This window comes from Amycolatopsis sp. NPDC049159, assembly GCF_040648295.1.
Taxonomy (GTDB): Bacteria; Actinomycetota; Actinomycetes; order Mycobacteriales; family Pseudonocardiaceae; genus Amycolatopsis; species Amycolatopsis pretoriensis_A.
In genome coordinates this window covers 23,260-48,236 of sequence record NZ_JBEZDL010000024.1, presented here as the reverse complement: position 1 = coordinate 48,236, position 24,977 = coordinate 23,260, and the positions used below count along the sequence as shown (strand labels likewise).

Below are 24,977 nucleotides of genomic sequence, written 5' to 3'. Positions count from 1 at the left end.
ACGCGAAACACTTGGGAGAGCATGATCACAATGGGTTGACTGTCCTTTGTGGATCCTTTACCGAGGGACCAGCCGGCCCAGCAGCGCGACGCCCTCCTCGATCTCCGTCGCCGTCCGGGCCGCGTAGCCCAGCACCAGGCCGGGGCGGCCCGGCCGCTGGCGGTGCCAGGACAGCGGCTGGACCTTCACCCCCTCCGCCAGCGCGGCCGCCGCCACCGCGACGTCGTCGACCTCGCCGTCGAACGTGATCGTCAGGTGCAGACCGGCTGCCGCGCCGTGGACCCGCGCGGCCGGCATCGACGTCGCCAAGGCCCGGATCATCGCGTCCCGGCGACGCCGGTGGCGGGCCCGCACCACGCGCAGCTGCCGCTCCAGCTCGCCCGTCTCCATCAGCCGGGCCAGCACCAGCTGGGCCAGCACCGCGTTGCCCAGGTCCGCGAACCGCTTCGCCGCCACCAGGTCGTCGCGGAACCGGGGCGGCGCCAGCAGCCAGCCCACCCGCAGCGCGGGCGCCAGCAGCTTCGACACGCTCCCCGTGTAGCAGACCTCCGGCAGCATCGACCGCACCGCGGGCACCGGCGAGCGGTCGTAGCGGTGCTCGGCGTCGTAGTCGTCCTCCACCACGATCCCGCCGCCGGCCACCCAGCGCATCAGCTCGCGGCGGCGCTCGCCGCCCAGCACCACGCCCATCGGGAACTGGTGGGCGGGCGTCAGCAGCACCGCCGGCGCGCGCAGATCGGCCACGCGGACGCCGTCGTCGTCCACCGGGACCGGCGGGGTCGCCAGGCCGCAGTGGTGCAGGTGCTGGCGCGCGCCCAGCGAGCCCGGGTCCTCGACCGCGATCTCCGAGATCCCGTGCTGCCGCAGCACCTCCCCCAGCAGCGTCAGCGCCTGCGCGACCCCGGCCACCACGATGATCTCGCCCGGGTCGACGCGGATGCCCCGGTTGCGCGCCAGCCAGTGCGACACCGCCCGCCGCATCGACGGCGCGCCGCGCGGGTCGCCGTAGCCGAAGTGGGACGGCTCCAGCTCGTCCAGCACCGCCCGCTCGGCCCGCAGCCACGCCGCGCGCGGGAACGCCGTCAGGTCCGGGACGCCGGGCGTCAGGTCGAGCCGGGCCGGGATCGCGCGGATCGCGTCGAAGACCTCGACGCCGGGCAGCGGCGTGATCACCTTCGACGGCACCCGGGCGGGCGCGGGGTCCGGCGGCAGCACCGGCGCGGCGACCACGACCGTGCCCGCGCGGCCGCGCCCGGCGGCGTGCCCGTCGTCGATGAGCCGCTGGTAGGCCTCGGTGACGACGCCGCGCGATACGCGCAGCTCGGCCGCCAGCACCCGGGACGCGGGCAGCCGGCCGCCGACCGGGAGCCTGCCGTCGGCGATCGCGGCGCGCAGCCGGCCCGCCAGCCAGTCCGCGAGGCCGCCCGGCGGGGCCTCGCGCACGTCGAGCTGGAGGAAATCCGACCCTATGGACCCCTCCGAAGGACCTGCTTTGGCTCTGTCCACCGGACCATTGTCGCAGCACGCTGGGCTCATGGACACCACTTACGTGCACGGGTACGCCGCTCCCGAAGCCCGCCGCCTCGGCGACCAGGCCGACACCCTCGCCGCCCTCCTGCACGACGGCACGGCGTTCCCCGCCGGCAGCCGCGTGCTCGAGGTCGGCTGCGGCGTCGGCGCCCAGACCGTCCACCTCGCGGCCCGCAGCCCGGACGCGCACCTGACCGCGGTCGACGTCTCCGAAGCGTCGCTGCGGCAGGCCGCCGCGCGGGTCCCTGGCGTCGACTTCCGCCAGGCCGACCTGTTCGCCCTCGACGGCGAGTACGACCACCTCTTCGTCTGCTTCGTGCTGGAACACCTGCCGGAGCCGGAGAAGGCCCTCACCCACCTGAAGACCCTGCTGCGGCCCGGCGGCACGCTCACCGTGATCGAGGGCGACCACGGCTCGGCGTTCTTCCACCCGCGCAGCGAGCCCGCCCAGGCCGCGATCGACTGCCTCGTCCGCCTCCAGGCCGACGCCGGCGGTGACGCGCTGATCGGGCGGCGGCTGTACCCGCTGCTCGACGGCGCCGGCTTCGACGACGTCGTGGTCGAGCCGCGGACCGTCCACGTCGACGCGTCCCGGCCCGGGCTGGTCACCGGGTTCACCCGCGACACGTTCACCGCGATGGTCGAAGGCGTCGGCGAAACCGCCGTCGCCCGGGGTCTGGCGACCGCCGAGAGCTGGGCTCGCGGTGTCGCGGACCTGCGGCGGACCGAAACCGGGACCTTCCACTACACGTTCTTCAAGGCCACCGCGAGGACGTCGTGATCACCCGGCGGCTCGCGGGTAGCACCGATTTCGTCGACCGCGACCGCGAACGGCTGGAAAACGACCTCGCCGCGCTCGACCGCCGTCACCCGAGGGTGCGGTCCAAGGCGGCGAGGTGGTGGCGGACGCGGATCGCGCCCGGTACGCACTCCCCCGCGTAGCAGGCCAGCGCACGTTCCCAGTGCTCGCGCGCGGCCACCGCGTCGCCGAGTCCACAGTGGACTTCGCCGAGGCCGCAGTGGGCACGGCCCTGTTCGGGACCGCACCCGGTCTTCTTGGCCGCGGCGAGCGCGGCGCGGTGGTGGTCGAGGGCGTCCGACGCCGCTCCCCGCGCCGCCGCCACCGCGCCCAGGCTGTTGAGCACGCGCGATTCGACGCCCCGGTCGCCGCATTCCCGGGCCAGGCCCAGCGCTTCTTCCAGGTGCCGGGCCGCTTCCCCGGGCCGCCCCTGCGCCAGCCGGACGTCGCCGAGGTGCTTCAGGGCGACCCCGCGGTTGGTCGGGCTGCCCGTCTCGCGCGCGATTTCCATCGCCCGCTCGAGGTGCTGCGCGGCTTCGTCGTACCGGCCGCGCGCGTGCTCGATGTCGCCGAGGATGCCGAGCGCGTACCCCTCGCTCACCCGCACGCCCATGGCCCGGAAGTGCTCGAGCCCTTCCGCCAGCGAGCGCGCGGCTTCGTCGTGGTCGCCTTGCGCCGACAACGCGTCACCGAGGTTCACCAGCGCGTAGCCCTCGCTGGTGCGGTCGGCGGTTTCGCGCGCGAGCGCCAGGGCTTCCCGGTGGTACCCGGCCGCTTCCGCGTACCGGCCGATGCCGCGGCACGAGCAGCCGAGCACGATCAGGACCAGGCCTTCGCTGGTGCGGTCGCCCGTCTTCCTGGCCACCGCCAGCGCTTCCGTCGAGTAGGTGATGGCCTCGGCGAACCGGCCGAGCGCGCGGCAGACCAGGCCGAGCGTGTTGAGGACGTGGATTTCGGTGCGCCGGTCGCCGGTTTCGCGGACGAGGACGAGCGCTTCTTCCAGGTACCGCCGCGCTTCCCGCGACCGGCCGACGCGCCAGTGGCCGAGCGCGATCAGGGTCAGCGGTTCGGCTTCGGCGGCGCGGTCGCCGGCGTCGTGCGCCAGCGCGGACGCGTGCGTGTGCAGCACCAGCGCTTCTTCGTGGTAGCCGCCGACGTCGAGGTGGTGCCAGAGGATCCCCGACAGCAGGCGCAGGTGGTCGGCCCAGCCGTGCCGGGTGGCGTGCGCGGCGACGGCGAGCAGGTTGCGCCTTTCGGCTTCCAGCCAGGCTTGCGCCTCGATCACCTTGACGTCGGGGTCGGGCACGACCGGCCGCAGGTGCCGTTCCTGCGGCAGGACGACGTCCATGGCCTGGGCGGCGGAACGGACGTAGCAGTCGAACAGCCGCTCCTGGGCCGCGTGGCTCTCGTCCGGCTCGGCGGCCGCGAGCTCGGCGGCGTAGACGCGCAGCAGGTCGTGCAGCTGGACGCGGTCGTCGCCGGTGTGCTGCACGAGGTGGGCGCGCACCAGCACGCCGGTCAGCCGCTCGGCCTCGGGCAGCGGGACGTCGGCGAGCGCGGCGATGGTGACCGGCGTCAGGTCGCGGCCCGGGTGCAGGCCGCAGAGCCGGAACACGCGCGCGGCGTCGGAGGGCAGGTGCCGGTAGGACCACGAGAACACCGCGCGGACGGCGGTCAGCGGGTCGCCGCCGCCGTCGAGCAGGTCGAGCCGCCGCCGTTCGTCGGCCAGCTCCGCCACCAGCGCGGCGAGCCGCTCCCCTTCCCGGCCGAGGGCCAGCTCGGCGACCAGCCGCAGGGCCAGCGGCAGCCGGGCCGAGTACCCGATCAGCGCCGCGGTGGCCTCGGGTTCTTCGTCGACGCGCGGGCCGAGCAGCGCCCGCAGGAGGTCACGGGCTTCGGCGTCGGTGAGCAGGTCGACGAGCACCCGGCGAGCGCCGTGCCGGGCGACCAGTCCGGGCAGCGCGTCCCGGCTGGTCACCAGCACCAGGCACGTCGGCGAGCCGGGCAGCAGCGGGCGGACCTGCGCCACCGAGCCCGCGTTGTCCAGCACCAGCAGCATCCGGCGGCCGGCGAGCGCGGTGCGGAACTTCGCCGCGCGCTCGTCCGGCTCGGTCGGGATGTCGGTGCCGGGGACGCCGAGCGCGCGCAGGAAGCCGGACAGCGCGTCGCCCGGCTCCACCGGCCGGACCGTGCCGTAGCCGTGCAGGTCGAGGTAGAGCTGCCCGTCGGGGAACTCGCCGGGCGAGCGCTGCGCCCAGTGCACGGCGAGCGCGGTCTTGCCCACCCCGCCGGTACCGGAGAGGACGGCGATGCGCGCGCCGGTGTCGCCGTCTTCGCGGCGCAGCAGCGAGTCCAGCTCGGCCAGCTGGGTGACGCGGCCGCGGAAGCCGGGGACGTCGGCGGGCAGCTGCGCCGGGACGCGGGCCGGGGGCTCGGGGCCGGCGAAGTCCTGCCGCAGCACCTGGCGGTGGACGGCGCGCAGCTCCGGGCCGGGCTCGATGCCCAGCTCCTCGGCGAGCCGCCGGCGTATCTCCTCGAAGACGTCCAGCGCGGCGGCCTGCCGCCCGGACTCGGCGAGCACCAGCACCAGCCGGGCGTGCGCGGACTCGTTGAGCGGCTCCTCCGCGGTCAGCACCCGCAGCTGCACCGCCGCGTCCTCGGGGGCCGCGACCCCGGCGTAGGCCATCACGGCCTTGGCGCGCCGCATCGCGAGCGCGAGGCGGGCGGGGTGCTGGCGCAGGCGCTCGACGTCGGCGAGGGCCGGCCCGCGCCAGAGTTCGAGGGCCTCGCCGGGGGCGTCGCGCGCCAAGAGGGCCTCGAACTCCAGCAGGTCGAGCTCGCTTTCGCCGGCGGAGAGCCGGTAGCCGCCCTTGTCGGTGGCGATGAGGTCGGCGGGCCGCAGCGCCCGCCGCAGCCGGGCGACGTAGGTGTGGAGCAGGTCCAGGCACGACGGCGGCGGCTCGTCCCAGACGACGTCGACGAGGTCCTCGCGCCGGACGGTCCGGTTCGGCTGCAGGGCGAGCAGCGCGAGGATCAGCCGCTGCTTCTCCGCGCCGATCTCGACCGGCTCGTCACCCCGCGACACCGTCAGCGGGCCCAGCACGCCGATCCGCACCGGCTCGGGCGGGGCTTCGGCGAGCACCTCCCGCAGCCGCCGTTCGGTCTCCGGGCGCGGCCGCCGGACGTTGCCGAGCTCGGCGTTGCGCACCGCGCGGAGGCTCAGCCCGGCGCGCTCGGCGAGCTGCGCCTGCGTGAGCCCGGCGAGCACGCGGCGCGCACGGAGCCACCCGGCGAACGACCGGCCTTCGTCCACAGGCGTCCTCTCCCGCGTACCCGAGCGGAACGTACCCCTCAAGCATCACGATCGTGCCTCCCCACCTGTACCACCGAACGGCGAAGATAACCGTTTCCGCAGGTACCGACCGTGACCGCGGCGTGACTCGGCAGTACAGACGCTCGTCCACCACGAGTTCCTAAGCTTTCTCCCGTCCGGTGGTGACGAGGGGTTCGCGGAGCAGCCGTCGCGTGGGGTACGACGGCTGCACCCCGGGCTTTCAGACGCCGAAGCGCTCCAGCAGGGCGCGCACGGCGGCTGGGTCCTCGACGTGGGCGTTGTGCCCGAGGCCGGCGAGGGTGACCGCGTCCGGGTCCAGCGCACGCAACTGGCCGGGACGGCACATGGGGTCGTGCTCGCCCGCCGCCAGCACGACCGGGCACCGCGCCGCGGCGAGCAGCGCCGGCATGTCCGGTGCGCCGACGCCGAACGCGGCCGGGTCCATCGCGAGGCGCCAACCTCCCTCGGTCTCGCGAAGCCCGGCCGGGTCCGCGGGCGCGATCCCGAGCAGCCCGGACACCTTCAGGTACGCCTGCTCGGCGTCCACCCGCGTCTCGAACACCCGCGGCGGCTTGGCCGCGAAGCTCGCCGCGCGCCCGAGGTCGTCCTGGCTCCACTCGACCTTCACCCCGAGCGCCAGCACGCCGGCCACCTCGACGTCGTACTTCCCGGACGCCAGTTCGAGCGCCAGCACCCCGCCGAGCGAGTGGCCGGCGACGACGTACGGGCCCGCGCCGGGCAGCGCGCGGGCGACCGCGGCGGTGAGCGTCCCGAAGCTGTAGTGCGGCAGCGGCGCGGACGGGCCGTGGCCGGGCAGGTCGGGCACCAGGACGCGCCGGGCGAGCGGCGGGGCGAAGTGGGCCCAGACCGCGCCGGTCGCGCCGAGGCCGTGCAGCAGGAGGACGGCCGGTTCGCCCTCGCCGCCGGTGCGCATGTTCAGGGTGTCCATCCGCGCAGCTTCCCAAATTGTCGGTGGGCGCGGCTAGGGTCGGCTCGTGGCGATCACCGATCCGGACACCTACGTGCGAGGTGTCCCGTACGAGGAGCTGGCGCGGCTGCGGCGCGCCGGCCCGGTGGTGCGCGTCGACGACTTCTGGGCTGTACTCGGGCACGCCGAGGTGCGGCGGGTGCTGCGCGATCCCGCCGCGTTTTCCTCGCAGCTCGGCGGGACCCAGATCCGCGACGCGGCCGACCTCGCCTACGTGCGCCGGATGATGCTGAACATGGACCCGCCGGAGCACGGCAGGCTGCGGGGGTTGCTGACGAAGGCGTTCACGCCGAGGGCGATCGCGAAGCTGACTTCGCAGATCGAGACGTGGGCGCGGGATCTCGTCGCATCGGTCGCGGACCGGGGCGAGTGCGACTTCGCCGCGGTGGCCGCCGATCTGCCGCTGATCACCCTGGCCGGGGTGTTCGGCGTGCCGGAGCGGGACCGGCGGCTGATGTACGACTGGAGCAACCGCGTGATCGGCTACCAGGACGCCGAATACGCGGTCAGCTCGACGGTTTCCGTCGCCGAGGTGAGCGAGCTGGCGCGGTCCGCGCTCGCCGTCCGCCCGTCGCCGGGGCCGGACGGGTCGATGCCGGATCCGCGGACGCGCGCGGGCATGCCGGACCTCTACGCGTACGCGAACGCGCTCGGCGAGCACAAGCGCTCGCACCCGGGTGACGACGTGATGAGCACCCTGATGCGGCACGTCGGCGACGACGGCGGACGCGTCTCGCTCGCCGAGTTCGAGAACCTGTTCTGGCTGTTTTCCGTGGCGGGCAACGAAACCCTGCGCAACGGCCTGCCGGGCGGGATGCTCGCGCTGCTCTCGCACCCGGCGGAGCACCGGCGGCTGCTGGCCGACCGGTCGCTGCTGCCGTCGGCGGTCGAGGAGATGCTCCGGTGGTGGACACCGGTGATGCACTTCCGACGCACGGCCGTTTCCGACGTCCGGCTGTCCGATGTGGACATCGCGGCCGGGGACAAGGTGGTGGTGTGGTTTTCGGCGGCCAACCGGGATCCGGCCGTGTTCGCTTCCCCGGACACGTTCGACATCGGGCGGACGCCGAACGACCACCTCACCTTCGGCCACGGCCCGCACTTCTGCCTGGGCGCGCACCTGGCGCGGGTGCAGCTGCGGGCGATGTTCGAGGCGGTCCTCGACCTGCTCGGCCCCGTCGAGCTCGCGGGGGAGCCGGTCCGGCTGCGGTCGAACTTCCAGAACGGCCTCAAGTCGCTGCCGATCCGGTGGGGGCGCTGATGGAGATCCGCGAGATGCGGGCGTTCGTCGCGGTCGTCGAAGCCGGGACGATGTCGAAGGCGGCCCGCCAGTTGCACATCAGCCAGCCGGCGTTGTCCCAGACGATCACCGCGCTGGAACGGCGGCTCGGCCTGCAGCTGCTGGTGCGCACGAGCACCGGCGTGCAGACCACCGACGCGGGGACGACGCTGCTGGGCGAGGCACGGGCGGTGCTGGCGCGGCACGAGCAGGCCCTCGCCGCGCTGGCCCGGCACACCACGACGGGGGTGCTGCGCGTCGGCATCCCCCTGGAGCTGCCGCCCGAGCTGCTGCCCTCGGCGCTCGCGCGGCTGGCGGGGGCGTACCCGGACACGCGGGTGCAGGCCCGGCACCTGTCGTCGGTGGCGCAGGTGGCGGCGCTGCGGGCGGGCGAGCTGGACGTCGGGCTGGTGCGCGAGCGCCCGCCGGGCCCCGACCTGGACGCGGTGCTCGTCGTGGCGGAAGACGTCGGCGTGCTGCTGGCCGCGGACCTGGCGGAGAAGCTGGGTTCGCCGGTCCGGCTGGAGGACCTGGCCGGGCTGGAGTGGTTCGCGTTCGCCCGCGCGGGCAGCCCGGCCTGGTACGACGAGCTGGCGGCGATCCTGCGCAGCCACGGCCTCGACGTCGGCCCGGAGGTCCCGGAAGAGCAGCGGCTGATCGTCGAGCTGAAGATCCCGGCGGTCAACGCGGGCGGGGCGTACGCGTTCGCCCCGCCGCAGTGGCCGTACCCGCTGCCGGACACCGTGCGGTGGGTACCGCTCGCGGGCAACCCGATCGTCCGGCGGACGTGGGCGGTGTGGCCGGCGGCGGCGCACCGGCGTGACCTCGCGGAGTTCGTCGCCGCGCTGGAGGACTATCGACCGGACTGATCGCGGCCATAAGCAGCGCCGAACGCCGTTCCGGAAGTCCTTTCCGGCGCTCGCGTTTGAACCCTTCGACCGGGGAGACACCCGGGTCGCGGAGGAGTTGAACGATGAGTGCAGATCTGTCCGGGTCGACGGCGCTGGTGACCGGCGGGACGAGCGGCATCGGCCGCGCGACGGCGGTCGCACTGGCCGGGCTCGGCGCCCACGTGGTGCTGTCCGGCCGGGACGCGGCACGCGGCGCCGAGGTCGTCTCGGCCATCCGCGAGGCGGGCGGCAAAGCCGACTTCGTGGCGGCCGACCTGACCGACGCCGCGTCGGCGCGCGCCCTCGCCGAGCGGGCGCGGGAAGTGGGCGGCCCCGTCGACGTGCTGGTGAACAACGCGGGGATCTTCCCGACCGGCCCCACCGCCTCGACGACGGAGCCGGACTTCGACCGCGTGTACGCGATCAACGTGAAGGTGCCGTACTTCCTCGTCGCCGAGCTGGCCCCGGCGATGGCCGAGCGCGGGCGCGGCGCGATCGTCAACGTGTCCACGATGGTCGCGGCGAGGGGCATGACGGGCATGGCCCTGTACGGCTCGGCGAAGGCGGCGGTGGAGCTGCTGACGAAGGCGTGGGCGGCGGAGTTCGGCCCGTCCGGCGTCCGCGTCAACGCGGTCAGCCCCGGCCCGACCCGCACCGAGGGCACGGCGGTCTTCGGCGACGGCCTGGACGAACTGGCCTCGGCGGGCCCGGCCGGCCGCGTGGCATCCCCGGCCGAGATCGCGGCGGCGATCGCGTTCCTGGTGGCGGACGACGCAAGCTTCGTCCAGGGCGCGATCCTCCCGGTGGACGGCGGCCGGCTGGCGGTGTGAGCCCCGGCCGGGACGGCGTCACCGCAGGAAGGTGACGCCGTCCCGCGGGCGCTCGTCGACCGTCAGCGAGAAGACGTCCGGCCGCGCGTAGTGGCCCGACACATCGAGACTGTGCCGTGCCGCCACGATCTCCTCGCGGTCGATCTCCGCCGTGATCAGGCCTTCCGCGTCCCGCAGCGGCCCCGCCAGCACGTCGCCCAGCGGGCCCACGATCACGCTGCCGCCGCGGAACGGGTCGTCGCCGCCGGTCTCGTACGGGCACGCCGAAATCACGAAACACCGGCCCTCGTCGGCGATGTGGCGCATCGACGCCTGCCAGACGTCGCGGTCGTCCGCCGTCGGCGCGCACCAGATTTCTACGCCCTTCGCGTACATCGCCGCCCTGAACAGCGGCATGTGGTTCTCCCAGCAGATCGCCGCGCCCGCCAGGCCCGCCGCCGTCGGGACCGCCGGGAGGGTCGAGCCGTCGCCGCGGCCCCAGGCAAGGCGCTCGCGGGCGGTCGGGACCAGCTTGCGGTGCTTGGCGACCAGCCCGAGGTGCGGGTCGAGGAACACCGCCGTGCTGTAGAGCGTCGAGCCGTCGCGCTCGATGACGCCGACCACCAGGGTCGTGCCCGTGCGGGCCGCGAGCCCGGCCAGCGCCGAAACCTCCGGCCCCGGGACCAGTACCGACGCAGCGAAGTACGCCACGAACGGCACCCGGCCCGGGTACCCGCCGAGCACGGCCTCCGGCAGGACCACCAGGTCGGCGCCACGGATCTCGTCCTCGAACGCCAGGATCCGCCCGACGTCGACACCCGTGCCGAGCTGCAGCGCGCCGACGACCGTCATCCGCGGGCCGGCCACGGAACGACGGCGGACGTCCGCCGCTGGTAGTCCGCGTACTCCGGGTAGCGCGACTTCGTGATGCTCTCGGTGAACTTCGTCGATCCGACGAACAGCAGCGTGAGCAGCACCGCGCCGGCGACCGTCCACTGCAGACCGCCGGCGACGATCCCGAACGCCGCGATCACCCACCACTGCGCCTGCTCGAAGAAGAAGTTCGGGTGCCGCGAAAAGCGGAACAGCCCGCTCTGCAGGAACCGCGTCGGCGCGCGGCCCGCGTGCTTCTCGCGGTGGAACACCCACTGCTGCTGGTCCGCGACCGTCTCGCCGGCCAGGAACGCCAGGAAGACCACCGCGACGACGACGTCCGCCACCCCGAACGAGCCCTGGTGCTCCGAAGCGGTCAACGCGGGCAGCGTGATCAGCAGCAGGATCGCGTTCTGGTACAGCGAGATGAAGAAGAAGTTGAACACCTGGAACTGCCACGGCGCCATCCGTTCGCGCAGCACCGCCCACCGGTAGTCCTCGCCGCCGGGGGCGTAACCACCCTTCCGGGCGAAGTTGAACGTCAGCCGGATCCCCCACAGGGTGACCAGCGCGAACATCACGTTCAGCCGGGTGTCGGCGAACCCGGCGTCGGCCGCGAAGATCGCCAGGTACGCGACCGGGACGATCGACCAGATCCGGTCCACCCAGGAGTACTCCCTGGTCAGCACGGAAGCCAGCCAGGTGCCGAGCGTCACCCCGGCGAAGACGTAGAGGCAGACCCGCAACGCGTCCATCCCCTCACAATAGGACTTAAGATCGGCGGCATGAACCTGCCGCTGCGGGAACGGAAGATCGACGTCTTCTTCGCGGTGCTGTTCTCGGCCTTCACGGTGACGTCGCTGATCAGCGACCTGCTGCCGACCGTCGGGGTCGACTTCTCCCGGCCGTCGGGCAATTTCTTCGTGAACTCGAACTACTGGTACGCCCACGACGCCGACCCGCTGTTCATGCACCCGCCGGACTGGATGCGGATCGTCACCGGGCTCTCGGCGTTCGTCTACATGCCGTTCTACGTCGTGCTCGTCTTCGCGCTGCTGACCGGCAAGAACCGGATCCAGCTGCCGTCGGTGATCTACGCGACGATGATCGTCACGCTGACCGGGGTCGTCGTGTTCGGCGTCGAGTTCTTCGGCGACCCGGCCACGCGCACCGGCAACCCGGTGAAGTTCCTCGCCTTCAACCTGCCCTACGTCCTGGTGCCGCTCCTGCTGCTGGTCCGGATGCGCAAGCCACTCCCGTTCACCCGCCGTTTCTGACCGGAGGCGCAGTGCCGTACTCGTTCCTCAGCCACCTCGACTGCTCCCGGACCGGGGAGCGCTTCGACGCCGACGCCGTCCAGGGGCTTTCGCCGTCGGGTGGGCCGCTGCTCGCGCGGTACGACCTCGACGGCGTCCGCGAAGCCGTGACGCCGAAGGAGATCAGCGGGCGGGAGCCGACGCTGTGGCGCTACCACGAGGTGCTGCCGGTGCGCTCGCCCGAGCACGTCGTGAGCCTCGGCGAGGGCATGACGCCGCTGCTGCGGCTGCCGCGCTACGGCCGCGAGCTGGGGCTGTCCCGGTTGTGGATGAAGGACGAGGGCCTGGTCCCGACCGGCACGTTCAAGGCGCGCGGCGCCGCGGTCGGCGTCTCGCGGGCGGCCGAGCTCGGCGTGCGCGGGATCGCGATGCCGACGAACGGCAACGCCGGGGCGGCGTGGGCGCTGTACGCGGCCCGCGCGGGGCTGACGAGCCTGATCGCGATGCCGGACGACGCGCCCGCGATCACCATGCGCGAGTGCGTCGCCGCCGGCGCCGAGCTGTACCGGGTGGACGGTCTCATCGGCGACGCGGGCAAGCTCGTCGCCGCGGCGGTTCCGGGGCGGCCGGGGGTGCAGGACGTCTCGACGCTGAAGGAGCCGTACCGCATCGAAGGCAAGAAGACGATGGGGTACGAGATCGCCGAGCAGTTCGGCTGGCGGCTGCCGGACGTCATCCTCTACCCCACCGGCGGCGGGGTCGGGATCATCGGGATCTACAAGGCTTTGCTGGAGATGCGTGAGCTCGGCTGGGTGACCGGCGAGCTGCCAAAGCTCGTCGCCGTGCAGGCGACCGGGTGCGCGCCGATCGTCGACGCGTTCGCCCGTGGGGCGCGGGAAAGCGAGCCGTTCCCCGACGCGCGGACGGTCGCCTTCGGCATCACCGTGCCGAAAGCCATCGGTGACTTCCTGGTGCTCGACGCCGTGTACGCGACCGGCGGGACCGCGGTCGCCGTCACCGACGAGGAACTCCTTGCGGCGCAACGGGAACTCACCGAGCGCGAAGGCACTTTCGTCTGCCCCGAAGGCGGCGCGTGCTTCGCCGCGCTGCGGCACCTTCGCGAGTCCGGGTGGCTCGAAGGCGACGAAGACGTCGTCGTGCTCAACACCGGCGCCGGGATCAAGTACCCGGAGACGGTGCCGCTCGACGTCCCGCTGCTGGCGAAGACGGACTCGATTCCTTAGAGGACCGAGCGGACCGTTTCGGGGTCGCGGGCGACGACGGTGGTGCCGTCGTCGGCCGTGATGATCGGCCGCTGGATCAGCTTGGGGTGCTCGGCCAGCGCGTCGATCCAGCGGGTCCGGTCGTCGGGCGTGCGGCCCCACGACTTCAGGCCGAGGTCCTTCGCGACCGGCTCGGCCGTGCGCACGATGTCCCACGGTTCGAGGCCGAGGCGCTCGATCACCTCGGTCAGCTCCGCCGCCGTCGGCGGGTCGTCGAGGTAGCGGCGCACGGTGTACTGCGCGCCCGCTTCGTCCAGCATCGACACCGCCGACCGGCACTTCGAGCACGCCGGGTTGACCCAGATCTCCACGGCGGGAGCTTACCGCGCTGGTTTTGGAGCAGCTGTTCTGTTACGGTCGCGGCATGCCCCGCCCCCGTGTCCACGACCTCGACGCGCTGCTCGACGTCGCCGAGCGGCTGGTCGCGTCGTCGGGGTACGAGAACGTGACCGTGCGCGGGCTGGCGACGGCCGCGGGCGTGCCGAACGGCACGATCTACCACGCGTTCGGCTCGCTCAGCGAACTGCTGGCGCGGGTCTGGGTGCGCGCGGCGACGGCGTTCCTCGACCTGCAGACGTCGCTGGTGGACGCCGCGGAAACGCCGGTCGACGCGGTGGTCGCGGCGGCCGGCACCCCCGCGTTGTTCGCCGACCGGCGGCCCGACGCGGCCCGGATGCTGCTGAAGGTCCGGGGTGACCGGCTGTTCGGGCCCGAGCTGCCCGACGAGCTCGCCGACACCTTGCACGCGCTGGACAACCGGCTGGTCGCGCTGCTGGTGCGGCTCGCGCGACTGGTGTGGGACCGCGGCGACGGCTTGGCCGTCGAGGTGATCACGACCTGCGTCGTCGACCTGCCGACCGCGTTCTTCCGCCGTGACCTCACCGATCCACTGGTGCGGGCGCGGCTCGCCGCCGCCGTGCGGGCCGTGCTGACCGTGCCACCCCGAGAAAAGGACCGACCGTGACCGTTTCCGTGCTTCACCTGGGTGACGACGAGAACCGCTTCTCGCCCGAGTGGCTGCAGCGCGCGCATTCCTTTTTGGACGGTGTCGAAGGCGCGCTGGTGACCACCGGCGGCGGGAAGTTCTACTCCAACGGCCTCGACCTCGAATGGCTCACCGCGCACGGCGACCAGGCCCAGTCCTACGTCACCGACGTGCAGGAGCTGTTCGCGCGGGTGCTGACGCTGCCGGTGCCGACGGTGGCGGCGATCAACGGCCACGCGTTCGGCGCGGGCGCGATGCTGGCGATGGCGCACGACTTCCGCGTGATGCGCGCGGATCGCGGCTACTTCTGCTTCCCGGAGGCGGACATCAACATCCCGTTCACGCCGGGGATGGCGGCGCTGATCCAGGGCAAGCTGACCCCGGCGGCGGCGATCGCTTCGATGACGACGGGACGCCGGTTCGGCGGCGCGGACGCGCTGGAAACCGGGCTGGTGGACGAAATCGCGGGCGAGGCCGAGCTGGTGGAGGTGGCTTCCGGGCGGGTCGGGGCGCTGGCGGGCAAGGACCGCGGCACCCTGGGCGCGATCAAGGCGACGATGTTCGCCCCCGCGGTGACGGCTTTGCGCGCGCCTGCTTAGACCTGGTCTCGAAACTCAAGGGTGTGTCACTGCGCAACCTTCCGGTCCTGGTCGTCGATCGTGGGCAGTCGTGGCGAAGACGACGCAGCAGCGGCGGGTCGAAGACCGGCTCCGGGAGCTGATCGAACCCCTGATCCCGTCCCGGCCAGCGCCGCACTGGAGGGGATCTTGTTCGCGCTCGACACCGGCTGCCGTCGGTGAGACCTACCCGAGCAGCTCGGATGCGGTTCCGGGCACACCGCGTGGCGGCGGTTACGTGAGTGGCAGGACGCTGCGGTTCAAACGCCTCGGGCTGCGCTACGACCGGACCGAACGCACCACGCTGGCGCTACTCACGCCGGCCTGCACCGTGATCAACGTCCGCACCATCGGTGGGGCCGCCTCTTCAGAGGCGTTCGATGCGGTCGGCCTGCGGGCCCCGGTCGCTCTGACGCACCGCGTACCGGACCCGGTCACCCTTCTGCAGCGGCTCCGACCCCATGATCACGGACGCGTGGGCGAAGAGATCGTCGCCGCCCGCGTCCGGGGTGATGAAGCCGAAGCCGCGGTCGTCGTCGTAGCGCGCGACGACACCCTCGCCGCCTCGTGCGGGCACGTCCCGCGCCGCCGGCCCTGCGGCCGCGGCCGACCGCTGCGGCGCCGTCTGGGGCTCGGCGCCCCGGACCAGGTGCACGTCGCGGGCCTGCGGGCCCTTGTCTCCACTAGCCACCTCGTAGGCGACGCGGTCGCCCTCCGCGAGCCACGTCAGCCCCTCGGCCAGGGCCCGGGCGTGAACGAAGACGTCCCCGGCGCCGGAGTCGGGGTTGATGAAGCCGAAGCCCTTGTCCTCGTCGTACCAGGCCACCGTGCCGTCGGCACCGTCCGCGTTACCGGCCGCGGCGGGTGAGCCGGCCCCTGCTCCCAGCGGGATCACGTGCCCGGCCTGCGGGCCGCGCTCGCCTTCGACGATCAGGAAGGCCACCCGCTGCCCCTCGGCGACCACGCCGCCGGTCACGATGGCGGAGCTGTGCACGAAGATGTCGGCGCCACCGCCGTCCGGCGACGCGAAGCCGTACCCCTTGCCCGGTTCGTACCAGTTGATGGTGCCGAGCAGGCCCACGGCGCTGCCGGTGGCCGCATCGGCGGTGACGCGAACGCGCAGCGCCTGGGGCCCGCGGTCGTTCTCGCCGACCTCGAACTCGACGGCCTGACCCTCGCGGAGCAATTTCGCGCCGCCGTCCCCGACGATCTCGGAGGCGTGCACGAACACGTCCGGCGAGCCGTCCTCGGGCGCGAGGAAGCCGAACCCACGTTCGGCGTCGAACCAACGGACGGTCCCTTGCGGCATCAAAAGCTCCAGGTCGAGAGGGCGGGCACTGGCCCCCAGTCTCCCTGACCGACCTCCGGTCCGTCGGACCGGGCCCACAGGCGGGCGGTTCACCCAGCGACACGCCGAGTTCGAGACCTGGTCTTGGGCCTCCGGCCCCCGGTGTCCATTCTACCGGCGGGCACCGACAGTTCCGGGAAGTCCGTGACTGCCACCTTCACGGCTTGGCGACCTCGGCGAGGCGGCGGCGCAGGTGGGCGCGTTCCGGTTCCGTGCCCGCGAGGGACAGCGCCTCCCGGTAGGCCTCGGCGGCCTCGGGGTGGCGACCCAGGCGACTGAGCAAGTCGCCGCGGGCGGCCGGGAACGGGCTGTACTCGCGCAGGCGCGGCTCGCCCGCCAGGGCGTCGAGCAGGGACAGGCCCGCTGCCGGGCCGTCGCGCATCGCCACGGCCACCGCCCGGTTCAGGTCCACCACCGGGGAGGGGGCCAGGCCGCGCAGGACGTCGTACAGCGCGACGATCTGCGGCCAGTCCGTGCTCGCCACGTCCGGGGCCTCGTCGTGCAGCGCCGCGATCGCCGCCTGGACGCCGTAGAGCCCGGGTGGGCCGCCGGTCAGCGCCGTCTCGACCAGCGGCGTGCCCTCGTCGATCATCGCGCGGTCCCAGCGGGTGCGGTCCTGGTCGTCGAGCAGGACCACCGCACCGTCCGGGCCGGTGCGGGCGTCGCGGCGGGCGTGGATCAGCACCAGCAACGCCAGCAGGCCCGCGACCTCGCGTTCGGCGGGCAGCAGGCGGCGCAGGATCCGGGCCAGCCGGATGGCCTCCTCCGCCAGGTCGAGCCGCTGCAGCTCCGGGCCCGAGCTGGCCGCGTACCCCTCGGTGAAGATCGAGTAGACGACCTGGAGCACGCCCGGCAGCCGCCCGGGCAGCTCGGCCGGGTCCGGGACGCGGAACGGGATCCGCAGCGTGCGGATCCGGTGCTTCGCCCGGACGATCCGCTTCCCCATCGTCGCGCTCGGCACCAGGAACGCGCGCGCCACCTCCGGCGTGGTCAGCCCGGCGAGGCAGCGCAACGTCAGCGCCGTGCGGTCTTCCGCGGGCAACGCCGGGTGCGCGCACGTGAAGAACAGCTGGAGCCGCTCGTCCGGCAGCCCGCCGTCGGACTCCGGCGCGGGCGCCGCGCGCTCGGCCTCGACCTGCAGCACCGCGAGCCGGGCCGCGTAGGCCTGGTCGCGGCGCAGCCGGTCGACGGCCTTGCGCCGCGCCGTCGTCATCAGCCACGCGCCCGGCTTCGGCGGCACGCCCTCGGCCGGCCAGTGCACCAGCGCGGCTTCGATGGCCTCCGATGTGACCTCCTCGGCCAGGTCGAGGTCGCCGAACCGGCGGACGAGCGCGGCCAGCAGCAGCCCGCGCTCCTCCCGGAACACCGCCTCCAGTATCAACCGGGGCTTCGCCCCGGGCCGGGGGCTCTGCCACCCGGAACCCCCGAAAGCATCCATCGACGCCGCCGCTCGCTCCGACACCGCTGTCAGTCCCCGTAGGACGCGAGCGGGCGCACCACGATGTGGCCGCCGTCGCGGGAGCCGGGGCAGCGGGCCGCCCAGTCGAGGGCGACGTCGAAGTCCGGCACGTCGATGACGAAGTAGCCCCCGAGCACCTCGCGGGACTCGGCGAACGGCCCGTCGGTGACGATCCGCTCGCCCGTCTCGGTGACGCGGACCGCGGCGGCCGTGGTGAAGTCGGCGAGCGAGTTCCCGCCGACGTGGACGCCGGCGTCCTTCATGGACTTGTCGAACAACATCCAGTCCTCGGGCGTGCTGCAGCCGGTCGGCTCGCCCTGGGCGTCGAGGCTGGCGTTGATCAGCATCAGGTACTTCACGGGATCCTCCGGTGTCTCGGTTGTCGTACGCGATCACTACGAACGGCCGGCGCCGCCTTGGACACCCTCGCCGAAGATTTTCTCATGTCAAGAAACTTTGACACGGTGTCTGGTTTGTTTTACCTTGGCGAAGGTGACCCACGAAGAGAAGAACGCCTGGATCCGGGGGCTCGCCGCGGTGGTGAGCTACGCGGTCTACCTCGTCCTGGTCCTCGGCCGGGCCGGCGGGCGGCCGCTGGCCGAAGTCCCGTACACCGCGACGCTGCTCTGGACGATCGGCGCCTCCATCGCCGCGGCGATCGTGCTGAGCATCGTGGCCGCGGTGGTTTCGAAGGACGGCGAGAAGGACCAGCGCGACCGCGAGATCGGCCGGTTCGGCGACCACGTCGGGCAGGCGTTCGTCGCCATCGGCGCGGTGGCCGCGCTGCTGCTGGCGCTGGTCGAAGCACCGCACTTCTGGATCGCCAACACCGTCTACCTGGCGTTCACGCTCTCCGCGGTGCTCGGGTCCGCCGCCCGGATCTCCGCTTACCGCCGGGGTTTCCAGCCGTGGTGAAACCGACCCGCGTCACGAACTCGATCCGCGCCCTCCGGTTCGCCAACGGCCAGATGACCCAGGCCGACCTCGCCACCCGGATCGGCGTCACCCGCCAGACCGTCATCGCGATCGAGCAGGGCCGCTACTCCCCCTCGCTCGAGATGGCTTTCCAGCTCGCGCACGTGTTCGGCGTCCCGCTCGAAGAAGTGTTCCAGTACCCGGAGGAGTCCTCGTGAAAGCGATCGTCCAGTCCCGCTACGGAAGTCCCGGCCTGCTCGAATTCCGGGACGTCGACAGACCTTCGCCCGGTGCCGGCGAGGTCCTCGTGCGCGTGCACGCGGCCGGCGTCGACCCGGGCGTGTGGCACCTGACCACCGGGCAGCCCTACCTGTTGCGGCTCCTGGGTTTCGGCCTGCGGCGGCCGAAGCAGCCGGTGCGCGGCCTCGACTTCGCCGGCACGGTCGAAGAGACCGGCGACGGCGTGACGCGGTTCCGGCCGGGCGACGAGGTGTTCGGCGGCTGCGCGGGCTCGTTCGCCGAACTCGCCGTCGCCGACCAGGACCTCGTCGCGGCGAAACCCGCGCGCCTGTCGTTTGAACAGGCAGCATCAGTCCTGGTCTCCGGCGGCACCGCCCTGCAGGCCCTGCGCGACGCGGGCCGGGTCCAGCCGGGGCAGCGCGTCCTCGTCATCGGCGCGGCGGGCGGGGTGGGCTCCTTCGCCGTCCAGCTCGCCAAGGCCTTCGGCGCGCACGTGACCGGCCTGTGCAGCACCGCCAAGACGGACCTGGTCCGCGCGCTCGGCGCCGGCCACGTCCTCGACTACACGCGCGAGGACTTCACGACGGACCGGTACGACCTGATCATCGACACCGCGGGCCTGCGCTCGCTGACCCGCCTGCGCCGGGCGCTGACCCCGCGCGGAACGCTGGTGATCGTCGGCGGCGAAGGCGGCCGGTGGCTCGGCGGCATCCAGCGGGTGCTCTTCGCGGCACTGCTGAACCCGCTCGTGCGGCACCGGCTGCGGGGACTCGTCGCCCGCGAGCGCGGCGCGGACCTCGAAACCCTGCGGGAGCTGATCGAAGCCGGGAAGCTCACGCCGGTGCTCGACCGGACCTACCCGCTCGCCGACGCCGCGGCCGCGATCGGCCACCTCCACGCGGGCCGCGCGGCGGGCAAGGTCGTCCTGCTCCCCTGAAGCGGCCCGTCAGCGGAAGGCCTCGACGTGCGCGGCCGCCTCGCGCGCCCGCGCCGGCATGCCGGGGGAGCTTCCGCGCCGACGGTGCCGGTGGCGCCGGTGACCAGGAACATCTCCGCCCCCAGGATCGTCCTGGCCCACCGCAGCGCCACCGGCCGCCGCGTCAGCCCTGCTGCAGGTCCTCGAACTCGACGACCTGCCGGACCTCGACCTCGATCTCCATGTCGAACAGCTCGACGTAGCGCCGGGCGAACTCGACGGCTTCCGCGCGGTCCGCGGCGTTGATCAGCGCGAACCCGCCGATGACCTCCTTGGCCTCGGCGAACGGGCCGTCGGTGACGCGGATCGCGGCCCCGCGCGGCTTGCGGACCAGCGCACCCTTGTCGGACTTGTGCACGCCCTCCGCCGTGATCAGGATGCCCTTTTCCGCCGACTCCTGGATGAACCCGCCCATCTTCTCCACGAACTCCGGACTGGGGTTCCACGCCTGCGGGTCGCTCTCGTCGATCCGGTGCATCATGAGGAAACGCATGGTCTTGCTCCCTGGTCTTCCTGGCCGTGGTCCGGGGCCTTCCGGACGCGATGACCGGCCTTCACCCCCGCGTCGATCGGCCGCACGCGGCGTTCGACATTTCTCCCGGACATCTTCCCGGGCAGAGTGCTGTGACGCGCGTCACCATCGGCTGGAGGTGCCCGATGCCCGTCGTGCTCGCGATCGGAACGCGCAAAGGCCTGTGGCTGGCGACCAGCCACGACGACCGGAAGACCTGGGAGGTGACCGGCCCGCACCACCCGATGACCGACGTCCACGCCGTCGGCATCGACACCCGCCGCGCCACCCCGCGCCTGCTCGCCGGGGTGACCAGCGAGCACTTCGGGCCGAGCGTCGCCACCAGCGACGACCTCGGCGCGACCTGGGACGAACCCGGCCACGCGCCGATCGCGTTCCCGCCGGACACCGGCGAATCCCTCGCCAGGGCGTGGCAGCTCGTGCCCGGCCCGGCGAGCGAACCGGACGTCGTCTACGCCGGCACCGAGCCGTCCGCGCTGTTCCGCTCCACCGACGGCGGCCGCACGTACGAGCTGGTCCGCGGCCTGTGGGAGCACCCGCACCGGGAGCACTGGACGCCCGGGGGCGGCGGCAAGGCGATCCACACCGTGCTCCCGCACGCGACCGAACCCGGCCACGTCACCGTCGCGATGTCCACCGGCGGCGTCTACCGCACCGAGGACGGCGGCGAGTCGTGGCGGGCGAGCAACACCGGCATCAAGGCCGTCCACGTCCCCGACCCGTACCCCGAATACGGCCACTGCGTGCACAAGGTCGCCACGCACCCGGCCGCACCGGACCGCTTCTACGCGCAGGTGCACCACGGCGTCTACCGCAGCGACGACGGCGGCGCGAGCTGGCAGTCCATCGCCGACGGGCTGCCCAGCGACTTCGGCTTCCCCGTCGTCGTCCACCCGCACCGGCCCGAGGTGATCTACACGTTCCCGCTGGTCGCCGACGCCCTGCGGTTCCCCCCGGACGGCCGCTGCCGCGTGTACCGCAGCGAGGACGCCGGGAAGTCGTGGGAAGCGGTGGGCGCCGGCCTGCCGGACGGCTACTGGGCGGGCGTGCTGCGGGACGCGCTGTGCACCGACGACGCCGACCCGGCCGGGGTGTACTTCGGCTCGCGCTGCGGCGAGGTCTACGCCAGCCGGGACGACGGCGACAGCTGGCAGCTCGTCGCGGCGCACCTGCCCGACGTGCTGAGCGTCCGCGCGGCGACGGTGTGACCGTGCGGATCACCGTGCTGCTGCCCGGAACACTGCGCGAGAAGGCGGGCGGCGAGGCGAAGCTGGACGTCGAAGTCGGCGAGCCGGCCACGCTGGGCACCCTGCTCGACGCCCTCGCCGAGCGCTACCCGGCACTCGAACGGCGGCTGCGCGACGAGCAGGCGGGACTGCGCCGGTACGTCAACTTCTTCGTCGACGGCGAGGAGTGCCGCCACCACGGCGGCCCCGACGTCGTGCTCCGCGACGCCGCCGAGGTGCAGATCATCCCGTCGGTCGCGGGAGGCTGAGCGCCTCGGCCCGGCGCCGGGTGCCCACCAGCGCCAGCGCGAGCAGCCCGGCGCCGAGCCCGGCGACCAGCCACCACACGCCGTGCGCGCTGCCGGCGAGCGCGACACCCAGGGTGGTGCCGGTCTGCCGTCCGGTGGACGCCAGTGAGGCAGCCACCCCCGCCATCGACCCGGGCATCCCGGAGACGGCGGTGTTCGTGATCGGCGGGTTGACCGTGCCGAGGAAGACGCCGAACAGCAGGAAGACCGCGAGCACCAGGGGCAGCGGCGTCGCCGGGCCGAGCCACGCCGCCGCGGCGCCGCCGAGGGCGAGCGCGCTGCCGGCGACGACCAGCGGCAGCCGCGGCCCGGTGGTGCCGACCAGGCGCCCGGTGCGCGGCGACAGCACGAGGACCAGAACGCCGACCGGGAGCAGGCACAGCCCGGCCGCCAGCGGCGGCAGGCCGCGGACGTCCTGGAGGTACTGGGTGGCGGTGAACAGGAAGATCCCGAACCCGCACAGGGCCAGCACCGCCATCACGATCGCCGAGCTGAAGGCGACGTTGCGGAACAGGTGCAGCTCCAGCAGCGGGTCGGTGCGCCGCGGTTCGTGCACGAGCAGGCCGGCCACGCCGAGCGCGGCGACCGCGAACAGGCCGAGGACCAGCGGCGACGTCCAGCCCAGCGGGCGCGACTCGATCAGCGCGTAGACGACGCTGCCGAGCACCACCAGCACGAGGAGCTGCCCGAGCGGGTCGAACCGGCGGGCGCGGGGCGCGCGGGACTCGGGCACGAAGAGCGCGGTGGCCACGAGTGCCGCGGCGACGATCGGGACGTTGACCCAGAAGACCGCGCGCCAGCCGAAGCCGTCGACGAGCGCGCCGCCGAGGATCGGCCCGAGCGCCAGCGCCAGCCCGGACATCGAGCCGAACACGCCGATCGCGCGGGCGCGTTCGGCCGGGGCCGGGAAGGTGGTGGCCACGATGGCCATCGCGACCGGGTTGAGCATGGTGCCGCCGATCGCCTGCAGCGCGCGGGCCGCGATCAGCCAGCCGATGCCCGGCGCGAGGCTGCACAGCAGCGAACCGAGCCCGAACGCGGCGAGGCCGCACTGGAAGACCCGCTTGCGGCCGAACCGGTCGGCGGCCGAGCCGGCGAGCACCAAGAACCCGGCCAGCACCAGCGTGTAGGCGTCGACCGTCCACTGCAGCCCGGAGACGGACGCGCCGAGGTCGCGGCGGATCGAAGGCAGGGCGACGGTGACGATGGATATGTCCATCACCACCACGACGATGCTGGCGCAGCAGACGGCCAGCACGAGCGCGGGGCGATGAGCGGTCGGAGCGTTCATGCGATCGACGCTAGGATTTAGAGCGTGCTCGAAGTCAAACCGCCGATCCCCGCCGAGGGGCTGACCATCGCGGACGCGGCCCGCCGCACCGGGGTCAGCGCGCACACGCTGCGCTACTACGAACGAGCGGGTCTGGTGGTCACGAAGGTCGACCGCACGAGCGGCGGCCGCCGCCGCTACCGGAAGCTGGACCTGGACTGGATCAAGATCTGCACGAAGCTCCGGGCCACCGGCATGCCGATCAAGACGATCCGCCGCTACGCCGACCTGGTCTCGGCCGGCCGCGGCAACGAGCAGGAACGCCTGGCCCTGCTGGAGGAGCACCGCGCCGGCGTGCTGGCGAAGCTGGCCGAGCTGCAGGAGAACCTGCAGCTGATCGACCGCAAGATCGGCGTGTACCGCGGCCGCCTGGAAGCGGGCGACGCGGACGGCCTCTGGGCACCCGGGCAGCCGTAGAACCGCCCGGCGAGGACGGTTCACGGCAAGCGCAGAGCTTCCGCGCAAGGCGGGGCGACCTTCCGGCGGCAGGGTGGAAGCCATGAACCCCACCTACGAAGGCCACCCGCTGCCCCGGCCGCGTGACGAGGTCGTCGACCAGGGTCTCGGCGCGGCGGGTGCGGCGCTGACCGCCTGCGGGACTTCCTCCCCCGCCACGACTTCGGCCGCTTCGACGACCACCACCGCGTCGACGGGCGAGATCCCGGACGAGACCGCGGGACCGTACCCGGGCGACGGCTCCAACGGGCCCGACGTGCTGGAGCAGAGCGGCGTCGTCCGTGCCGACATCCGGTCCGGCTTCGACACCGGCAGCGACAACGTCTTCGGCGACGACGACGGCGGCCGGCGGCGGCCCGGGCGGACCGCCGCCGTCGCGCTAGTTCCCGGGCTTGAGCTCGTCGAACAGCGCGCGCAGCTGCGGCGGGATTTCGCCGCCGAACACGCTTTCCATGACGACGGCTTCGTCGACGGGGTTCGCGCTCCGGGTGAACATGGCTTCCTCGTAGACCGCCAGCGCTTCTTCGACGGGGTGCGCGGCGAGGGCCTGGCCGAGCTCGGCGCCGTCGAGCATGGCCAGGTTGGCGCCTTCGCCGTTCGGCGCGGTGAGGTGGGCGGCGTCGCCGACCAGGGTGACGCCGGGTACGCGCTCCCACCGCAACCCGACCGGCAGGGTGTGGTGCGGCCGCAGGACCGGTCCGGAATCGGCGTCGGTGAGCAGCGCGGTGAGCTCGGGCGCCCAGCCGTCGAACTCCGCCGCGAGCCGGGCGGCGGCCGCGGCGGGATCGCCGAAGTCGACGGCGTCGAACCACGCCAGCGGCCGCTCGAACTCTACGTAGGCGTGCAGGGTGTCCCCGCTTTCCCGATGCGCGTTGATCCCCTGCCCCGGTGTGGGGCCGGCGACGAACATCGACCCGCCCCCGACCGCCTTCGCCACGGCGGCGTGCCGGGTGTCGGCGTCGAAGAGGTAGGTCTCGACGAACGAAGTGCCGGCGTACTCGGGCGTGGCGGCGGTGAGCAGCGGCCGGACCCGCGACCAGGCCCCGTCCGCGCCGACGAGCAGGGTGGCCGTGACGCTGGTGCCGTCGGTGAAGACCACTTCGTTCCCGGCCCGCACCTCGGCGGCCTTGCGTCCCCAATGGACAGTGCCGGCGGGCAGCGAGTCCAGCAGCAGCTGCCGCAGCTCGCCCCGCTGCACCTCGGGCCGGCCGCCGGTGCCGTCGTCGCCCTTTTCGAACAGGACGGCCCCGGTCGAGTCGAGGACGCGCATCGCCTGACGGCCTTCGAGGACGAGGTCGCGGAACCCGGTCGTCAGCCCGGCGGCCTCGACGGCGAGCCGGCCGTTGTAGTCGTGGATGTCGAGCATGCCGCCCTGCATCCGCGCCATGGGTGAAGCTTCGGCTTCGTAGACGGTGGCTTCGATGCCGTGGACGTGCAGCACGCGGGCGAGGGTGAGTCCCCCGAGCCCGGCGCCGATGATGGTGACTGGGGTGCGCACGGTGACTCCTTCGGTCTCTGGAATTACGTTCCAGAGCTTGTCGGGA

General features: G+C 73.3%; 27 protein-coding genes and 1 pseudogene. 15 read left to right on the top strand and 13 right to left on the bottom strand.

From position 1 onward, the window contains the following. Nucleotides 1-57 precede the first annotated feature (57 nt). Complete coding sequence (locus tag AB0B33_RS37155; protein WP_360780783.1) at nucleotides 58-1,506, bottom strand: PLP-dependent aminotransferase family protein; 1,449 nt, start codon at nucleotides 1,504-1,506, stop codon at nucleotides 58-60. 28 nt (nucleotides 1,507-1,534) lie between these two features. Between AB0B33_RS37155 and AB0B33_RS37150 the strand changes: the two genes are divergently transcribed. Continuing rightward, nucleotides 1,535-2,311 (top strand): L-histidine N(alpha)-methyltransferase, encoded by a 777-nt coding sequence (locus tag AB0B33_RS37150; protein ID WP_360780780.1) that lies wholly within the window; start codon nucleotides 1,535-1,537, stop codon nucleotides 2,309-2,311. A gap of 85 nt (nucleotides 2,312-2,396) precedes the next feature. Here the strand turns inward: AB0B33_RS37150 and AB0B33_RS37145 are convergent, their stop codons facing one another. Continuing rightward, entirely contained in the window at nucleotides 2,397-5,642 is a 3,246-nt protein-coding gene (locus AB0B33_RS37145; protein ID WP_360780777.1) for a tetratricopeptide repeat protein, read from the bottom strand. A gap of 241 nt (nucleotides 5,643-5,883) precedes the next feature. After that, nucleotides 5,884-6,612 carry an alpha/beta fold hydrolase gene (locus tag AB0B33_RS37140; RefSeq protein WP_360780775.1) on the bottom strand — a complete coding sequence of 243 codons (729 nt, stop codon included), beginning with the start codon at nucleotides 6,610-6,612 and terminating at the stop codon, nucleotides 5,884-5,886. Between the two features lie 46 nt (nucleotides 6,613-6,658). On the opposite strand from AB0B33_RS37140, the gene AB0B33_RS37135 reads away from it, so the two are divergent. From AB0B33_RS37135 to AB0B33_RS37125, 3 genes are all read left to right on the top strand, one after another. After that, complete coding sequence (locus tag AB0B33_RS37135) at nucleotides 6,659-7,912, top strand: cytochrome P450 (RefSeq protein ID WP_360780772.1); 1,254 nt, start codon at nucleotides 6,659-6,661, stop codon at nucleotides 7,910-7,912. Beyond that, on the top strand, nucleotides 7,912-8,799 hold the full coding sequence (locus tag AB0B33_RS37130) for a LysR family transcriptional regulator (RefSeq protein WP_360780769.1): 888 nt from the start codon (nucleotides 7,912-7,914) through the stop codon (nucleotides 8,797-8,799). Before AB0B33_RS37135 ends, AB0B33_RS37130 begins: the two co-directional genes overlap by 1 nt. Before the next feature lie 104 nt (nucleotides 8,800-8,903). Next, nucleotides 8,904-9,650: an SDR family oxidoreductase gene (locus tag AB0B33_RS37125; RefSeq protein ID WP_247012843.1), complete on the top strand. Its 747-nt coding sequence runs from the start codon at nucleotides 8,904-8,906 to the stop codon at nucleotides 9,648-9,650. An 18-nt stretch (nucleotides 9,651-9,668) separates the two neighbouring features. On the opposite strand, the gene AB0B33_RS37120 is transcribed toward AB0B33_RS37125, so the two are convergent. Together AB0B33_RS37120 and AB0B33_RS37115 are read right to left on the bottom strand one after the other, a co-directional pair. Continuing rightward, a complete protein-coding gene (locus AB0B33_RS37120; protein WP_360780765.1) occupies nucleotides 9,669-10,481 on the bottom strand; it encodes a carbon-nitrogen hydrolase family protein in 813 nt (270 codons plus the stop codon). Next, a complete protein-coding gene (locus tag AB0B33_RS37115) occupies nucleotides 10,478-11,257 on the bottom strand; it encodes a DUF1295 domain-containing protein (RefSeq protein WP_360780762.1) in 780 nt (259 codons plus the stop codon). The genes AB0B33_RS37120 and AB0B33_RS37115 overlap by 4 nt, the downstream gene beginning before the upstream one ends. A 30-nt stretch (nucleotides 11,258-11,287) precedes the next feature. Between AB0B33_RS37115 and AB0B33_RS37110 the strand changes: the two genes are divergently transcribed. Both AB0B33_RS37110 and AB0B33_RS37105 read left to right on the top strand, forming a co-directional pair. Next, on the top strand, nucleotides 11,288-11,779 hold the full coding sequence (locus tag AB0B33_RS37110; RefSeq protein WP_360780759.1) for an emopamil-binding family protein: 492 nt from the start codon (nucleotides 11,288-11,290) through the stop codon (nucleotides 11,777-11,779). Between the two features lie 11 nt (nucleotides 11,780-11,790). Further along, nucleotides 11,791-13,002 (top strand): threonine synthase, encoded by a 1,212-nt coding sequence (locus AB0B33_RS37105; protein ID WP_360780756.1) that lies wholly within the window; start codon nucleotides 11,791-11,793, stop codon nucleotides 13,000-13,002. Here the strand turns inward: AB0B33_RS37105 and AB0B33_RS37100 are convergent. Beyond that, nucleotides 12,999-13,352 (bottom strand): arsenate reductase family protein, encoded by a 354-nt coding sequence (locus AB0B33_RS37100; RefSeq protein ID WP_360780753.1) that lies wholly within the window; start codon nucleotides 13,350-13,352, stop codon nucleotides 12,999-13,001. The two genes, AB0B33_RS37105 and AB0B33_RS37100, sit on opposite strands and share 4 nt — an antisense overlap. A 53-nt stretch (nucleotides 13,353-13,405) precedes the next feature. Here AB0B33_RS37100 and AB0B33_RS37095 point away from each other — a divergent pair, with 53 nt between their 5' ends. From AB0B33_RS37095 to AB0B33_RS37085, 3 genes and pseudogenes are all read left to right on the top strand, one after another. Next, on the top strand, nucleotides 13,406-14,005 hold the full coding sequence (locus AB0B33_RS37095; protein WP_247012897.1) for a TetR/AcrR family transcriptional regulator: 600 nt from the start codon (nucleotides 13,406-13,408) through the stop codon (nucleotides 14,003-14,005). Continuing rightward, entirely contained in the window at nucleotides 14,002-14,625 is a 624-nt protein-coding gene (locus AB0B33_RS37090; protein WP_360780749.1) for an enoyl-CoA hydratase/isomerase family protein, read from the top strand. Before AB0B33_RS37095 ends, AB0B33_RS37090 begins: the two co-directional genes overlap by 4 nt. A gap of 60 nt (nucleotides 14,626-14,685) precedes the next feature. After that, a pseudogene (locus AB0B33_RS37085) lies at nucleotides 14,686-14,904 on the top strand (transposase); the annotation flags it as partial. A gap of 106 nt (nucleotides 14,905-15,010) precedes the next feature. Here the strand turns inward: AB0B33_RS37085 and AB0B33_RS37080 are convergent. From AB0B33_RS37080 to AB0B33_RS37070, 3 genes are all read right to left on the bottom strand, one after another. Further along, nucleotides 15,011-15,952 carry a cold shock domain-containing protein gene (locus AB0B33_RS37080; protein ID WP_360780746.1) on the bottom strand — a complete coding sequence of 314 codons (942 nt, stop codon included), beginning with the start codon at nucleotides 15,950-15,952 and terminating at the stop codon, nucleotides 15,011-15,013. 196 nt (nucleotides 15,953-16,148) lie between these two features. After that, complete coding sequence (locus AB0B33_RS37075) at nucleotides 16,149-17,429, bottom strand: RNA polymerase sigma factor (RefSeq protein WP_360780743.1); 1,281 nt, start codon at nucleotides 17,427-17,429, stop codon at nucleotides 16,149-16,151. 29 nt (nucleotides 17,430-17,458) lie between these two features. Continuing rightward, nucleotides 17,459-17,809: a YciI family protein gene (locus AB0B33_RS37070; RefSeq protein ID WP_247012903.1), complete on the bottom strand. Its 351-nt coding sequence runs from the start codon at nucleotides 17,807-17,809 to the stop codon at nucleotides 17,459-17,461. A gap of 133 nt (nucleotides 17,810-17,942) precedes the next feature. On the opposite strand from AB0B33_RS37070, the gene AB0B33_RS37065 reads away from it, so the two are divergent. Genes AB0B33_RS37065 through AB0B33_RS37055 form a run of 3 tightly spaced genes read left to right on the top strand, consistent with a single transcriptional unit; the run spans nucleotide 17,943 to nucleotide 19,542 of the window. Beyond that, nucleotides 17,943-18,365, top strand: coding sequence for a hypothetical protein (locus tag AB0B33_RS37065; RefSeq protein WP_360780739.1), 423 nt, complete (start codon nucleotides 17,943-17,945; stop codon nucleotides 18,363-18,365). Continuing rightward, nucleotides 18,359-18,583: a helix-turn-helix transcriptional regulator gene (locus tag AB0B33_RS37060; protein WP_247012907.1), complete on the top strand. Its 225-nt coding sequence runs from the start codon at nucleotides 18,359-18,361 to the stop codon at nucleotides 18,581-18,583. Before AB0B33_RS37065 ends, AB0B33_RS37060 begins: the two co-directional genes overlap by 7 nt. Continuing rightward, complete coding sequence (locus AB0B33_RS37055) at nucleotides 18,580-19,542, top strand: NAD(P)-dependent alcohol dehydrogenase (protein WP_360780736.1); 963 nt, start codon at nucleotides 18,580-18,582, stop codon at nucleotides 19,540-19,542. The genes AB0B33_RS37060 and AB0B33_RS37055 overlap by 4 nt, the downstream gene beginning before the upstream one ends. Nucleotides 19,543-19,705: 163 nt before the next feature. Here the strand turns inward: AB0B33_RS37055 and AB0B33_RS37050 are convergent, their stop codons facing one another. Then, nucleotides 19,706-20,074, bottom strand: coding sequence for a YciI family protein (locus tag AB0B33_RS37050; protein WP_247012911.1), 369 nt, complete (start codon nucleotides 20,072-20,074; stop codon nucleotides 19,706-19,708). A gap of 164 nt (nucleotides 20,075-20,238) precedes the next feature. Between AB0B33_RS37050 and AB0B33_RS37045 the strand changes: the two genes are divergently transcribed. Both AB0B33_RS37045 and AB0B33_RS37040 read left to right on the top strand, forming a co-directional pair. Further along, the gene (locus tag AB0B33_RS37045) at nucleotides 20,239-21,321 is read left to right on the top strand and encodes an exo-alpha-sialidase (protein WP_360780733.1); all 1,083 of its coding nucleotides are present in this window, start codon (nucleotides 20,239-20,241) and stop codon (nucleotides 21,319-21,321) included. 2 nt (nucleotides 21,322-21,323) lie between these two features. Further along, nucleotides 21,324-21,608: a ubiquitin-like small modifier protein 1 gene (locus AB0B33_RS37040; protein ID WP_360780730.1), complete on the top strand. Its 285-nt coding sequence runs from the start codon at nucleotides 21,324-21,326 to the stop codon at nucleotides 21,606-21,608. Here the strand turns inward: AB0B33_RS37040 and AB0B33_RS37035 are convergent. Then, nucleotides 21,583-22,938, bottom strand: coding sequence for an MFS transporter (locus tag AB0B33_RS37035; protein ID WP_360780728.1), 1,356 nt, complete (start codon nucleotides 22,936-22,938; stop codon nucleotides 21,583-21,585). The genes AB0B33_RS37040 and AB0B33_RS37035 overlap by 26 nt on opposite strands. A 24-nt stretch (nucleotides 22,939-22,962) precedes the next feature. On the opposite strand from AB0B33_RS37035, the gene AB0B33_RS37030 reads away from it, so the two are divergent. After that, on the top strand, nucleotides 22,963-23,394 hold the full coding sequence (locus tag AB0B33_RS37030) for a MerR family transcriptional regulator (RefSeq protein ID WP_360780725.1): 432 nt from the start codon (nucleotides 22,963-22,965) through the stop codon (nucleotides 23,392-23,394). A gap of 93 nt (nucleotides 23,395-23,487) precedes the next feature. Here AB0B33_RS37030 and AB0B33_RS37025 read toward each other — a convergent pair whose 3' ends face one another. Together AB0B33_RS37025 and AB0B33_RS37020 are read right to left on the bottom strand one after the other, a co-directional pair. Then, nucleotides 23,488-23,724: a hypothetical protein gene (locus AB0B33_RS37025; protein ID WP_360780722.1), complete on the bottom strand. Its 237-nt coding sequence runs from the start codon at nucleotides 23,722-23,724 to the stop codon at nucleotides 23,488-23,490. Nucleotides 23,725-23,812: 88 nt separating this feature from the next. Beyond that, nucleotides 23,813-24,931, bottom strand: coding sequence for an NAD(P)/FAD-dependent oxidoreductase (locus tag AB0B33_RS37020; RefSeq protein WP_360780719.1), 1,119 nt, complete (start codon nucleotides 24,929-24,931; stop codon nucleotides 23,813-23,815). Between the last annotated feature and the right edge of the window lie 46 nt (nucleotides 24,932-24,977).